General features: G+C 56.8%; 16 protein-coding genes and 1 pseudogene. All 17 read right to left on the bottom strand.

Annotated features, from left to right (window positions below):
• Positions 1-55 precede the first annotated feature (55 nt).
• The 17 genes and pseudogenes from KQI26_RS02750 to KQI26_RS02670 all read right to left on the bottom strand — a co-directional run bounded on the left by KQI26_RS02750 (position 56) and on the right by KQI26_RS02670 (position 12,911).
• Positions 56-352 carry a hypothetical protein gene (locus tag KQI26_RS02750; protein ID WP_216503111.1) on the bottom strand — a complete coding sequence of 99 codons (297 nt, stop codon included), beginning with the start codon at positions 350-352 and terminating at the stop codon, positions 56-58.
• Between the two features lie 22 nt (positions 353-374).
• Positions 375-770, bottom strand: coding sequence for a Fur family transcriptional regulator (locus KQI26_RS02745; protein ID WP_216503110.1), 396 nt, complete (start codon positions 768-770; stop codon positions 375-377).
• A gap of 165 nt (positions 771-935) precedes the next feature.
• Complete coding sequence (locus tag KQI26_RS02740) at positions 936-1,118, bottom strand: hypothetical protein (RefSeq protein WP_154024946.1); 183 nt, start codon at positions 1,116-1,118, stop codon at positions 936-938.
• A 61-nt stretch (positions 1,119-1,179) separates the two neighbouring features.
• On the bottom strand, positions 1,180-1,746 hold the full coding sequence (locus KQI26_RS02735) for a hypothetical protein (RefSeq protein WP_216503109.1): 567 nt from the start codon (positions 1,744-1,746) through the stop codon (positions 1,180-1,182).
• Between the two features lie 132 nt (positions 1,747-1,878).
• Positions 1,879-3,096, bottom strand: a complete 1,218-nt coding sequence (locus KQI26_RS02730; protein WP_216503108.1) for a cell wall metabolism sensor histidine kinase WalK — start codon at positions 3,094-3,096, stop codon at positions 1,879-1,881.
• Entirely contained in the window at positions 3,093-3,794 is a 702-nt protein-coding gene (locus KQI26_RS02725) for a response regulator transcription factor (protein ID WP_216503107.1), read from the bottom strand. The genes KQI26_RS02730 and KQI26_RS02725 overlap by 4 nt, the downstream gene beginning before the upstream one ends.
• Before the next feature lie 90 nt (positions 3,795-3,884).
• On the bottom strand, positions 3,885-4,622 hold the full coding sequence (locus KQI26_RS02720; RefSeq protein WP_216503106.1) for a hypothetical protein: 738 nt from the start codon (positions 4,620-4,622) through the stop codon (positions 3,885-3,887).
• A gap of 415 nt (positions 4,623-5,037) precedes the next feature.
• Positions 5,038-5,295 (bottom strand): helix-turn-helix domain-containing protein, encoded by a 258-nt coding sequence (locus KQI26_RS02715; RefSeq protein ID WP_216503105.1) that lies wholly within the window; start codon positions 5,293-5,295, stop codon positions 5,038-5,040.
• Positions 5,292-7,157 (bottom strand): annotated as a pseudogene (locus KQI26_RS02710) (type IV secretory system conjugative DNA transfer family protein). The gene KQI26_RS02715 and the pseudogene KQI26_RS02710 overlap by 4 nt, the downstream one beginning before the upstream one ends.
• A gap of 2 nt (positions 7,158-7,159) precedes the next feature.
• The gene (locus tag KQI26_RS02705) at positions 7,160-8,110 is read right to left on the bottom strand and encodes a DUF3991 and toprim domain-containing protein (protein ID WP_216503104.1); all 951 of its coding nucleotides are present in this window, start codon (positions 8,108-8,110) and stop codon (positions 7,160-7,162) included.
• A 10-nt stretch (positions 8,111-8,120) separates the two neighbouring features.
• On the bottom strand, positions 8,121-10,109 hold the full coding sequence (gene mobP3 / locus KQI26_RS02700) for a MobP3 family relaxase (RefSeq protein ID WP_216503103.1): 1,989 nt from the start codon (positions 10,107-10,109) through the stop codon (positions 8,121-8,123).
• Complete coding sequence (locus KQI26_RS02695) at positions 10,097-10,603, bottom strand: hypothetical protein (RefSeq protein ID WP_253292637.1); 507 nt, start codon at positions 10,601-10,603, stop codon at positions 10,097-10,099. Before KQI26_RS02695 ends, mobP3 begins: the two co-directional genes overlap by 13 nt.
• A 266-nt stretch (positions 10,604-10,869) precedes the next feature.
• Positions 10,870-11,466 (bottom strand): hypothetical protein, encoded by a 597-nt coding sequence (locus KQI26_RS02690; RefSeq protein ID WP_216503102.1) that lies wholly within the window; start codon positions 11,464-11,466, stop codon positions 10,870-10,872.
• 276 nt (positions 11,467-11,742) lie between these two features.
• A complete protein-coding gene (locus tag KQI26_RS02685) occupies positions 11,743-11,880 on the bottom strand; it encodes a hypothetical protein (RefSeq protein ID WP_216503101.1) in 138 nt (45 codons plus the stop codon).
• A gap of 1 nt (position 11,881) precedes the next feature.
• On the bottom strand, positions 11,882-12,151 hold the full coding sequence (locus KQI26_RS02680; RefSeq protein ID WP_154025245.1) for a DUF6103 family protein: 270 nt from the start codon (positions 12,149-12,151) through the stop codon (positions 11,882-11,884).
• Between the two features lie 106 nt (positions 12,152-12,257).
• The gene (locus tag KQI26_RS02675; RefSeq protein WP_216503100.1) at positions 12,258-12,539 is read right to left on the bottom strand and encodes a hypothetical protein; all 282 of its coding nucleotides are present in this window, start codon (positions 12,537-12,539) and stop codon (positions 12,258-12,260) included.
• A 15-nt stretch (positions 12,540-12,554) separates the two neighbouring features.
• The gene (locus KQI26_RS02670) at positions 12,555-12,911 is read right to left on the bottom strand and encodes a hypothetical protein (protein WP_216503099.1); all 357 of its coding nucleotides are present in this window, start codon (positions 12,909-12,911) and stop codon (positions 12,555-12,557) included.
• Positions 12,912-12,914: the final 3 nt, after the last annotated feature.

Below are 12,914 nucleotides of genomic sequence, written 5' to 3'. Positions count from 1 at the left end.
ACCGCAAGAGCCTATCCGAAAATGGATAGACTTCGCCCTTGTAAAAATCCTGTTTTTAATTCGAAAGCTTTACCTTGAGAGCAACAAGCGTCAGTGTGCCGATCGTCTCTGCGCAGGGCAGGATCGCCCTGCACACGGTATATGTAAACGCAGCGGAGATCGCTGCGGCAGCACCGGCAAGCCCCAGAGATTTCAGCAGATTCTCGCAGACACTGATTTGGCGGCAGATGGCGCAGTCGTCGCCGGAGCAGTCATGATCGGCTTCGACCGCAATATAGATAGCGGAGGACAGCATGACAACGGCCAGCACGACCGCCAGCAGGCGCGTCATAAAGCAAGGCTTCTTTGTCATGGTCTGTCCTCCCTCCCGATCGTTATGTTTCTCTGCAAGCCGAACAGATCCCATAGAGGATCGTGTCGGCTGCATCCAGCGTGAATTGCTCGCTCTGCGCCAAGTGCTTTGCAAACAGGGCGGCGTTGCTGTCGGCCATGTGAAAGGTTTTGCCGCACTTCACACAGCTCATGTGCAGCGCGCCCTTGCAACCCTTGGCGTCAAGATACTGATAAAGCGCTTCGTGCGACCCGCTTTTTGCGCTGCGGCGCACCTTTTCTTCCGCCTCCAACTGTGCAAGGTTTCGATACACGGCGCTAAGGCTGATTTGTTTCTCTGCCAGCGCGTCCGCCACCTGGCGTGCAGTCAGCAGCTCGTCTGGATGCTCCCCCAAAAAAGCAAGCAGGGCTCTTCGCTGTTTTGTGTTGTAGATTGACATCAGCTGCCCTCCAATCTGCGAATCATTCGCAGATATTATAGCATCATTTCCCTCTTTGTCAATATCATGCCGCGATACCGGCGTCTTTCCGACAGTTCAAGATCCGTCAGCGTCAAAGAAAACAGCGTCACATCAAAGGCTTCGAACCGATGGGCGCTTACGCGGTCAAAGCAGTCTGCGTCTCACGGCATCCTTCACCGGCTCCAGTTCTTTTTCCATCGTACAGGATAGGTCCCATAGCAGCTGACATTCCTCGTCATCCTCTGTGGTCAAGCTGCCTAATTCATCCCACCGCAGAATGATTCGATACAGCGTCAGAGCCTCCTGCTCCGTGAGTCTTAATTCCACAAGAGACGCCTCTCTCAGTTGCTTTTCAACGGGAAATCAGCGGTAAACGATACCGTACATTTCATCGCGTCAGCCGCATCTCATTCTCAAACTGCTCCATGGCCTCCTGCCGGCTGGGGACTTGTGCAAGCGTACAGGAAAACGGCTGGCCGAACAGGGGTTGGGACAGTGTCTCCGCCCAGTGCGTCAGCACCTCCGGAGTGAGGGGGCGCTCCTCCCGGAGAAAGATCACCCCGTAATAGGGCGGTACAGACGGGGAAAGCAGCTGTGTCAGCGGGACGCCGCTCCGGACGGAGGCGTTGCAGAAATGCATCTCCGGTGAAAAAAGCGGATAGTACAGCGCCCCGACGAACCAGTCCTGTTCACCGCTTCTGAGCCGCCTTGCCTGCTCCAGAAAGTGCGGAAGATCCGGGTTATCCGGCTCCACAAACTCACCGTCCAGAATGGTCTGGTGAAGGGCAGGGAGGTTATGGAAATCAAAGTGGAAAAAGGGCGCCTTTCCTGCCTCGTCCTCGGAAAGAGAAAACTCCGCCGCATGGAAAGGTTCCCAGTCCTTACAGCAGCGGTAATAGCCCCACCAGTAGTTCCAGTCATAAATATGCAGATATTTTTTTGCTTTGCAGTCCATAGATGTACTCCATTCTGACAATGTGGGCACAAGAGGAAATCACGGGAAACTCTCCGCCCGGCACCAGCAAAGATTCTTTCCAGGCCCGTCCTTTTTGCAAGAGGGACGCTCAAAGGCGGCGCAGTGATCTTCTTATCTGCTCACCGGAATGGAGATCTCGAAAACGGCGCCGGTTTCTCCGTTATAGGCGCGGATCGTCCCTCTATGCAGGTGAACGATCTCCTTCGTCAGCGCAAGGCCGATGCCGGATTTTCCGCTTTTTCCCATGTAAAAGCGGTCGAAGATGTGCGGCAGGTCCGCTTCGGCAATGCCGTCCCCGTCATCCTGTATCCGTATCGTCACATGACGCTTGTCCGCGCGGCAGGTCAGGCGCAGCTCGCTGCGGGCATAGCGCACGCCGTTGGACAGGATATTGATGACCGCTCTGCGCAGCCGGGTATCATCGCAGCTGACCATAACGGGTTCCTCGGGGAAATCCGGCACGATTGCGATGCCACCGGCGGCTGCCGGCTCCACGGCGCGTATGCCATCATAAAGCAGCTCACGAACATCCATCTCGGAAAGGGCAAGCTGTTGCCGCCCCATATCGATTTTCGAGATGTCCAGGAGCTCCTCCACCAGCTCCGTCATGCGGTCGCTTTCTTCCAGGATCACGTCCGCCGCGCCGCCCGCATCCATTACGCCTGCCTGTATGCCCTCCGCATAGCCCTGTATCGCCATCAGCGGCGTTTTCAGCTCGTGTGAGGCATTCTGGAAGAAGGTCTGCTGCCGCTCCGCCTCCTTTTCAATATCCCGACCGAAGCGGAAGCCCAGCAGGCACATGACGGAGGAGATCGCCAGCAGTACCGCAAAGAAGGCCCAGTTCAGCGTCACGATATATCGGGTGATGGGCTCGATATCTATGTACATGATATAGGCGTATGGCTTTTCCCAATCGTCCTGCTCCTCCTGCACGGACATAAATATCAGGTGATGTTTGTCCGTTTTGAAGGTATAGCATTGGTTGAGCAATAGATCCCGCCCCGTGTAGTATTCCAGCAGTTTTTTCTCCAGACGATATGCGTCCCTATTCCAACCGCTTGATTGATTGGCATTATCCAGCTCTAAAAATACGATGCTTGGCGTAAGGAAGTGCTCCTCCGCATCGTTCCATTCATCGTCAAAAAAGGATTCATCGTCGGTATAGGGGATGGTGCGGTTTTGATACTCCGCCTCGCTGATGAGCGCTTTTTTTGCCTCGTTTACAAAGTGGGACGGTATAATGAGGTTCACTGCCAACATGAACAGTGCAAAGAGCAGCAGAGCCGCACCGAGGATCAAATACACGATCCGCAGCTTGATGTTTTTCATGTACACTCCGCTCCCTTCAGCTTATAGCCAAAGCCCCAGATGGTGCTCACGCTGACGGTGCTGCCCGCTTGCGTCAGCTTTTTCCGGATACGGCGCAGGGTTTCGTCGGTCACTCGGGTCTCCACCTCCGAGTCGAAGCCCCACACCGCGCTGAGCAGCTCCTCGCGGGAATAGGCCTTTTCCGGCTGCTTCAGCATATAGCTGAGCAGCCGCAGCTCGGTCTGGGTCAGCGCCACGATCGTGCTTCCGCAAAGGACGGCGTTTTCCGTAGCGGAATAGCGGATATCCCCGTAGCGCAGCTCATCCTCTGCCGCCGCCGTTTTTCCTCGGTCCATCTCCACACGGCGCAGCAGTGCTTTGACCTTCATCAGCAATATCGTTGGACGGAAGGGCTTGGTGAGATAATCGTCGCTGCCTTGGCTGATGCCCATGACGTAGTCCAGCTCGCTGTCCTTGGCCGTAAGCAGGATGATGGGAATATCGGAAACAGAGCGAAGCTCCCGGCACACGGTAAGTCCGTCCGTGCCGGGCATCATAATGTCCAGTATTACAAGCTCCGCAGGCTCCTGACGAAACGCCTCCAGCAGCGCGTCGCCGCTTTCAAAGGAGCGCACGGTATATCCGTCGCTTGCGAGGAAGCTATGGAGCAGCTCCCGGATGCTCTTTTCATCGTCCGCCAAATAGATGGAATGTCCCATGCGTCCTCCTTGCAAGCAGCGCCAAATGCTGCGCGTGGGCGCAGCATCGGCATGATGTTGATTTTATACTATCAGAATATCGTCTTTCCGTCAAAGGGGGCAGATGCCGCTTTCGCAGCCGGTGTTGCCCCAGATGGAATCATACAGCTCGCACAGCCGGCCGTCGATCTCCGTAAGACGGTTGTAGTCGGCGATCAGCGCGTCCTTTTCCGCGTCGGTCAGGAAGGTCAAACTGCGGATGAAAGCGGCCTCATCGTAGTTGTCGAAGTCGTAGTCGTCCGGCAGATTGAAGTACGCTTCATCTACCTTGTCCCACAGGTCGGCGTGCTTTTCGCAGACGCGGTCATACTCCTGTTCCAGGGCGTCGATCTCATCCAGCACCTTGGGGCCGGCCTTTTCCAGCGCCTTCTCGTAAAGCGGCATATTGTCGCAGTCGGGCAGCTGAGCGTACAGTGCCTCCATCTCAGCGTCAAGGCCGTTCAGCTCCTTGATGTCCGCCAGAAGTGTTTCCTTCTCCGCTTCCGTCAGGGCGTTGCTGCTGCGGATAAACGCTGCTTCGTCAAAGTTTGTGAAGTCGTAGTCGTCGGGCAGGGCGTTGCAGATTTCGTCCAGCTTTTCCCACAGCGCCGCGTTTCTCTGGAAGATGGCGTCGCTCTTCTCTTCCACCGCCTCGATCTGCTCCCAGATGGCGTCCTCGTTCTCGGTTGCGATGGCAGTTGCAGGCTCTGCCGTGTCAGGCGCAGCCGCCAAAGCTGCGGTTGATGCGCCGATGGCCGATACTACCAACGCCAGTGCCAGTGCAAGGCTCCAAATCGTTTTCTTTTTCATGGTATGTTACGCTCCTTTTTTGAAGTATTTGTGGTTGTGTATCAACCTTGTCTGTAGCATACCAGAAGCTGCATTGAAATTCTCCCGCGAAAGTGCGGGGAAAGTGTCACAAATTCGTCACAGCGCCTGTGTTATACAAGGAACACCCACCCGGTAGCCGACCGATGGGTGTTCGTTTCAATCAATTATGGTGCTGAATTTGCCCGCCCCCGCAAGCACAAAAACATGAGTTTCTGCTTCATGCTTGTTCTTTCTCTGTCTTAATCTCCGATAGAGTGGGGTGTTCCGGTGGGTTCATATTGAACCCCTCCTCGGTTCAGCAAACAGGTATAGTTACCCCTTGGTGGAACGATAGTTTTGCACTTTGCCCAAATAAAGAGCTTGGTATCATATTTTGATACCAAGCTCTTTGGGATTATTTCAGCGTATAGAGATTGGAAGTGTTACTCCCGTTGGGGCGGTATCGGGGCAGCTTGGCAAGATAACCGTGCTGCTCCAGATCTGCCAGTGCCCGCTTGACGGTGCTGCGGGAGAGGTTCATATCTCTCGCAATCGTCTTGATACCGGGCCAGCAGCTTCCCGTGCTATTGGACCGGTCCTTGAGGTACATATAAACGGATACAGCCCTGGGCGGCAGGAGCGTGTCGGCGTAAATGCTGTCAAAGTAGCTCATCGATCCACCTCCTGTCGGGGAAGATTATACGGGGTGCGCTTGTGCGGCATACGGTCATAGTCGATGTCCTCCGCCACCACCATCTCCTGCACGGGCGCATCATGGAGCTGTCCCTCGCCCTTAACGGAGCGAGTAGTCTTCTGCTCCGGCAGCTTGGGCGGATACTTTCGCACGATGGCGCGGGTCAGCGCATCCTGATCGGCATAATAGACCTTTCGGGCCACTTGTTCCTCCACACGGTATTCCTCCTCGAAGGTGATGCCCCATTCGAGGAACAGGCGCAGACGGGTACGCATGGGGTGGCATCCGGTCTTCTGCACGATGAAGCTGCCCTTGGGGATGGGCTTGAGCTCATCCGCCGTCAGCAGGGGTCGCTCCATCATCTGCAGGCTCTGGCTGGGATCGTTTTTCCCGCGGCTCACAGAGCCGGAGAGCACCGTGCGGCTGCCGAGGGCTTTGGAGAAGGCATCCGCTGCTTCACTGTTGGGGGCAAAGCCGCCGCAGATCACATCCTGGCAGTTATCCATCAGAATGGATGCACCTTCTTTGCCATAGTTCTTTTCCAGCTGCGCCAGCGACTGGATGATGGGTACCAGCGTCAGGCGGTGAGAGCGTCCAGCACTGAAAAGCGGCAGGATATCAAAGGGCGGCATGGTGCCCAGCTCATCACAAAAGAGAATAACGCGGTTTTTCAGTTTGCCGCCGTTCTCATCCGCTACCGCGAACAGCTCACGGGAGAGGTTCTGGATCATTAAGCCCGCCATAAAGTTCTTCGTCTGATCCTCCTCCGGCAGGATGAGGAAGATGGCGGATTTCTCCGCCGCAAACATTTCGGCGTCAATGGCACTGTCGAAGCACAGGATCTGCTCCAGCTCACTATCGAGGAACGAGTTGAGCCGGGACAGCACCGTGGACATGACTGATGCCATCGCCTGCTCGGAGCTGTTGAGTGCGGCGCCTGCCAGCCAGCGCGCTTTGTGCTCGGACGGCAGCTTATCCATGAGCAGCTGAAAGCGGGAGCGTCCCCGCGCACCACGCGCCGGCTCCAGCAGATCCTGTACCAGCTTGAATACCGACACGATGTGCCGCCGCTCCTCCGGGTGCTCCTCATCCGGCGGCAGAAACTCCGCAAGCAGCAAGATCGTGGAAGACAGCAAGCCCTCCGCCGCATCGTAGAAGAAGGCGTTCTGCCCGTGGTCGGAGTTTCCCTCCGGGCTGACGATGGACTTGGCGAGGATTTTGGCGTACTTTTCGGCTTTGGCGCGGGCGGCGAGGTTGTCCTGTTGTTTTCTGGCGATATCCATATAGCGGTTGATGAGCGTCAGCAGGTTGTTTCCGTCCGAGCGGGTGGGATTACGCAGATCGATGACGGAGATATGCTTGTAGCCGTACTATTTTTTGGCAATAGAGCCGTAGTTGCGGGTGAGGTCACCCTTGGTATCCAGCGCCAGAAAGCTCATGCCGGACGCGCAGGCATATTCGAGGTTGGGATAGAGGAAGAATGCCGTCTTGCCCGCGCCGGAGGCGGCGATCATCAGGCAATGGATATCATCGCTATCCACCAGCGCAGTCAGTTCACCCTTCTTGCCCTTGCAGCCCAGCACCAGACCCTGTTCTGTGGGAAGGCTTACTCCCTTGCGCCAGTCTCTGACCTTGAACAGCACATGGGCATAGGTCTTGCGGATCTCCTTGTCGGTCGCCCAGCGCGCTGTGCCGTGCTGCCCGTCACCCACGGTGCGGGACTTGATGCCGCTGAGTGTATAGTGGTAGGACAGCATGGAGAGTCCACCGATGACAGCGAACATCCCCAGCCCTGCCGCGACCAATATTCCGATGTTGGAGCTTTTGATCGTGTCCCACATTGTCAGCAGAAGGTTTGGCATAGCTCGCTCCTTTCCATTTTGTTTTCCTGTTCTGCCTTGAGATCGTCGTTCCAGTCCTTTCGCTGCGGTACGAGCCGGTCCGCGGAGATGCCACGCTCCTCCAGCAGCTTCCCCATGCACTCACTGGCAGCATGACCGGCAGCGTCATTGTCCAGGCAGAGATACACCTGCCGGAGCTGGGGGAGCTGCCGCAGCATTTCCAGCACGGGGATGGAGGATGTCCCGCAGCAGGCCACATAGTTATGCTCCTGCCACCCCTCCGGGAAAAGAGAGATGTAAGAGAGCAGGTCAATAGGGGCCTCGAAGACATAGAGCGTGTCATCGCCGCCGAGATAGTGAAAGCTGTGCTTCGGGTCGCTGCCCTCAATGTTGCCGCGATAGCTTTGCCCCATGGTATACAGCCCGCGCTTATGCCCGTGACGGGGAACGCCGTGTTCATCGAATCCGACGAACACGGCGTTGTGATATTCCTTTGTCCCGTCCCTGGATTTTCCACAGCTCTCGTAGATGAGCTTCCTGCGCACAAAGGCATTGAGTATCTCACGGTTGATGCAACGCTTTTGCAGCAGGTAGGCATACACACGGCGCATGGACTCGCTCTGCGCTGGGAGCGTGAAGGGCTTTGCAGGCGCCGGCACCTTCTCCTTTGCCGCAGGGTAGCTTCCGCCGAGATCATCGCCGAGGAGCAGAGACATGGCGTCCGGGTAGCTGAGTCCATAGAACTGCTTGACGAAGCTGATGGCTCTGCCGCCCTGTTCCGTGGCATGGTCATACCACTCGCAGCCGCGGATGGTGATGCTGTGGTCGCTGGCAAGGCGTTTGTCCCTGCCGGATGTGATGAGCTTTTCTCCTCGGCGGCGGAGGAACTCCTCCAAGTCCACCGACGCGGCTCGTTCTTTCTGCTCGGTTGTAAACGGAATGTACTTTGACATGGTCCCTCCCTTATTGTGTCTGTTGCGTCAGTCTGCGATCCTCATGGTCATCCGCCTTGTGTCCCATTGCCATGCGCTTCTCCTGCAATTTGCGGCGACGCTTCTTGTCGATCTGCATCCCTGCATAGATGGCAGGCTGGGCGGCGTTCTCGCGGAATATGCGACTCATCTGATGGAGCATCCGAAGGATAGCGGTTCCCGCCGCACCGGAGAAGTCGTCCTGATGGTCAATGAAATACTGCGCGTAGGTGTTGCCCTGTGCCGCTGCCTGTGCGAAATAGCGCAGAGCTTCTTTGCGGTCTGCTTGCACCTCCTGTCCCAGCAAATAGAGCTTTCCCAGCGTGTATTGGGCAAACGAATTCCCTTGCGTGGCAGAGTCCTTCAGAAGCCGAATGGCCGCATCTACATCCTTTGGCACACCCTCTGCGCCGGTGAGCAGCAGCTTGCCGAGCCGGTATTGCGCGTATGGATCGTTCTGCTCCGCTGCCTGCCGCAGCCAGTGAAGGGCCTGTGGGAATTGCTCCTGCTCCAGCAGCAGTTTGCCCAGCGCGTATGCGGAGCAAGGATTACCGGCTTCTGCCGATTTTTGAAACCACTCTGCCGCCAACTCTTGGTCAACTGAACTTCCAACTCCATCTCGATACGATTTGCCAAGCTGATGGGCGGCAATGGTATAGCCCTCCTCCCACAGACGGCGGAGGGTGACCCGTGCCGCGGCTTTCTCACCGGGGGCCGACTCCAAGTCGTGCAGCACCTTTTTTGCCCTGCGGTAAGACTGTGCTTGCTGATGGATCATCCGCTCCGCACTTGGATCCGGAGGCACGGTCGGTTCTTCCGGCTCTGGCTCATCCGATATGGCATCATCCTCAAAGGTGAAGTGCAGCTCCGAAAGCCGGAGCGTTTCCCGGATGACCATGTTGCGCACCGTCTTGAACTCCTTTTGCTGCGACAGCGGTACTCGCTGCGGCGGTGTCTGATTATAGTCAATGCAAAGCTGCTCTTGGAGATCCTGCCATAGAGCATAGGCGGATGACACCCGTTCGTCCTTTGCCAGTTCATCCACGATCTCATCCACGATGCGTTTGACACGGGGTGGCAGATAACCGTAGACCTTTTTGCCGCTGACCTCCCGAAGCCGCTGGGCGAGATCCGTCACCAGCAGCTCCAGCTTATCGCTTTGCAGAGTACCGGCAGCCATCTGCCCGATGAGCGCTGTCATCCGTGCTTCCGCTTCCTGCCGGAGCAGGCCGCGCTGTTCGTCCTTCTGCTCATAGATGTGCAGGCGGTCGTTTCGGTAGATCGTGCTGACCAGCGCGGACTTGATGCTGCGGATACCCTGCCGGGAGAGGTAGCCCTCCTTCGGATCGGTTGAGAAGAGTACCATGTGAACATGGATGTGCTTCTCCTTTTCGTGCATAGCTGCGTACCAGCGAAGGCGGTCCGGATGGATCTTATAGCCCTTGGCGATGTCCGTGATGGAGGCGTTGATGAGCTCCTGCCAGTTTTTAATATCTGTGTACCCCAGACGCTCCGCATTCTCACGGGAGAGGGAGATGATAGGTGTCCACACATTCCCTGTGTGCTGCGCCACCTCTGCCGCGGCATTCTCCAGCGACGGGACCTTGCCATGGGCATCCCACAGGCCGTGTTCGCCCAACGCTTTTACACCGGGACGGTTTGCGACATAGTCAAGATAGTTTTCCCGGCCATCCATGGGTTCAATGAAGTCCTCGTGGATCTGCGCGATGAGCGCAAAGGCAGTCTGCCGGTTGGGTGTGTTTGCATAGTCCTCATGCTCCGGCAGCTCCCTCGCCTCTGGGAAGCTGCGGAGCAGACGCTGGATGTACTGCTGCTGTTTCTTCGTAACAGGAAGATGGGCATTGTCATCCTTAAGGAGCTGCACACCTTCACGGGTGGCGAAGTAGCGGGTGCGATGGGCCAGCCGAGCGGCATCTCTGCCGCCCTTCATGTAGGGAGAGATAAATATCAATCTCGCCATGTGTCATCCGGCAGCTGCCGTTGGACATCCTGGGCATCCTCGAACCTGATCTGACCATTGATGCGCTTTACCTCGTCCACCACATACCCGCGCAGGGCGCGGCGATCCTCCAGCGTATCCCGGAAGTGGGCGGCGATGGTGTGCGCCATGATGCCCTGCTCTACCGCGCACTTGAATAGAATGCCGTTGGTGCGGTTGGTGCTGTCCGCGATGATCCCGCGCAGCGTCGCCACCAGCGCGTCCGAGAGATACTCGGAGGTGTCCTCCGTTCCCAGATAGCCCATGTAAAAACGGACCGCCTTTTCAATGAATTCGCTGCGGCTTCTGCAGTTCGCCTCCTCCATCCATGCGTCCATGCGGCGAATGACGCTGGGCCGCAGCCAGATCGTGGTGCATTTCTTATTGTCCTCCATTTTTCCTCCTTCCTTCCGCTGCCATCGGTCAAAAACGCCGGAAAGCCCTGCAAACGCTGCACTCCTCCTGCGGACCGACATTGGTTCATCTTGACAGAGCCTCAAACCGACATTGGTTTGTGACCTGTGAAAAAGCCCCGCACTGCGGGGCTTTGTGGACAGCCCGCAGTCGCTTCCGACTGCGGGCGTTTATCTTGTGCTTTTATCGAACAGGTGGGTTCCCAGCACAGTTCCCCATAGACGGGGCGAAAGCGGGGGCAAACAGCGCCGATGCCTGTCCGGGGTGCAGGGATGCCACCCTCGCCCCCAAAGCCGCACACAGCGGCTCACAGGGGCGGACACGGCGGTTACATCTGCATCTCCGCACTCTGTGCCTGTTCCTCGTGAAGCTGTTGGGTATACTCGCGCAGGCTCATGCCGGTCTGCTGCTGGCAGTACTCCTCCATCTTCCGCAGCAGGACATCCTGCTCGGCTGCGTTGAGCGGATAGCTCCAGTTCTCCTCGGAGCCGTCTCCCTTGCAGAGCGTCAGCTCCAGCGTGTCGCAGGGCCTATCCTCCGCGATGTCATAGTTGGCGTAGATGTTGAGCCAGTCATCGTTTTTATCCGTGCAGACGAAGGTTCCGAAGACAGCGTCCACATCAAAATCTGCGTCCACATAGAAGTTGAGCTTACCGTCCTCATCCATCATGATCTCATCACTGAAGGAAAAATTCCGCGAGGAGAGATGTCCCGCCGAGGTGATCTCCATGCCATCCAGCAGCTCCAATAGTTTGGAGAGCTGTTCATCCGCCGAAGCAAAGCGCGACCGTGTGGCATGGTACACCGCCACTGACACATCCCGCATCGCCCAGGTTCGCCAGCCGTCCATGATGTGGACAGCGGAGAACTCCCGCTTGTCGAAGTTCACATCGAACACGCCGCGCACCTTGCCGGTGTTCTCCATGCGTACAGCTGTCAGGGCGTCAAACTCTTTTGCTGTGATGGGTTACCCGCCGAAAAACATTCCGATAAATTTGCCCGGTGCAACACCATTGCCCTTTGTAAGATAACCGCGCAGCTTTTTCCCGACCGCCAGCAGCTCCTCGCCGAGCGAGGTCTTGAAGTACCACTCCTGCCCGCGCTCCGTCACATGGTAGGCGGCGTAGGTGCGGGCGGCCTCCCTCGCTTCACGCTCTGCGGCATCCTCTGCGTAGATCTCGGCACGGATGCGTTTGTGTTCCTACTCCGGGAGCTGGTTGCACAGCTCATCCAGCACATCTTCCAGATGCTCCTGCAAGGTTTCGCCTTTGAGCCGCTTCTCGATGGCATCCTTCCAACGGCGGTCGATCCACAATGTGATGTCTACATGATCCGCCATCTCAGTTGCCCTCCTTCACAGCCGCAGGCTTCGGCTCACTGCTCTGCGGCTTGGGTGCGGCGGGCTTGACAGGACGCTTGGGTTTCACCGCCGCGGGAGCGGCCTTGCTGTCCAAGTACTCCCGCAGCGGCTCCGGTACGGTTTTTTCATACAGAGCGTTCAGCGCATCCTCCAAGTGCTCCTGCACAGAGGAGTGTTCCTTGCGGAGCGAGAACTCCAGTGCGCCCAGTTTCTCATCGTCAAAGGTGACGGTGACAGTTGCTTTTTTCATGTGCGTATCCTCCTTCTATATGCTATTTTCGGCGTTTTTGTGTTGTGGGTGGTGTAACTACCCTCGGCACGAGACAGGTGTTGTTGAAACGCTGCGCGCGCAGGGGTCATAGCGGCTTACTTGCCGCTTTCCGAGCCCTTGCAAGAGCTGCTTTTTGCGCTTCACTTGCTATCCGAGGCGGTACGATCTTTATCCATGATTTTGGAATGGTGTAGTCAACTGCCCGTCCGCTGCGGGACACCTTCACGAGCCTGCAATCCTCCGGTCTGTCCCGTGCCAGTGCTGCCAGCTTCTGACACAGTATCTTGTTGTGGGTGTAAATACCGGCGGTCTTTTCTTCCTCGTTGAAGCTGATAATGGTTTCCTGCTCATAACGAGCCATGTTCATGCAACGCACCTCCGATCACAACATCTGCGGCTCATTGAGTAACTGCTGATGCTCATCCTCATATACTTCAATGAGCAGGCTCTGGAAGAGCTCACCCTCATCCATGGTCCGATGCTCCATCCAAGCCTCGCTCAGAAGCTCCAAGGGTTTTTCCTGGCGCAGCAGGAAGAGCGTCTTCTCTCGGGAGAGGGCTTCGCCCAACGCCATCAGCTCGGCGCGGCAGGTCGCCATGGCGGAGATCTCATCTGCTGCCATGATCAGCTCGCTGCGGGGAAGCTGATTTAGGCTGTTCATATATGCAGCCATCTCGTTCTCTGTCTTTTGGAACAGAAGCTGCCATAGCTCCCGATCCGTTAATTCTTCATAGTTCATGAT

The organism is Intestinimonas sp. MSJ-38 (genome assembly GCF_018917925.1).
Classification (GTDB): domain Bacteria; phylum Bacillota; class Clostridia; order Oscillospirales; family Butyricicoccaceae; genus Pseudobutyricicoccus.
The sequence above is the reverse complement of the archived record's forward strand: the minus strand, read 5'-3'. Positions and strand labels throughout refer to the sequence as shown.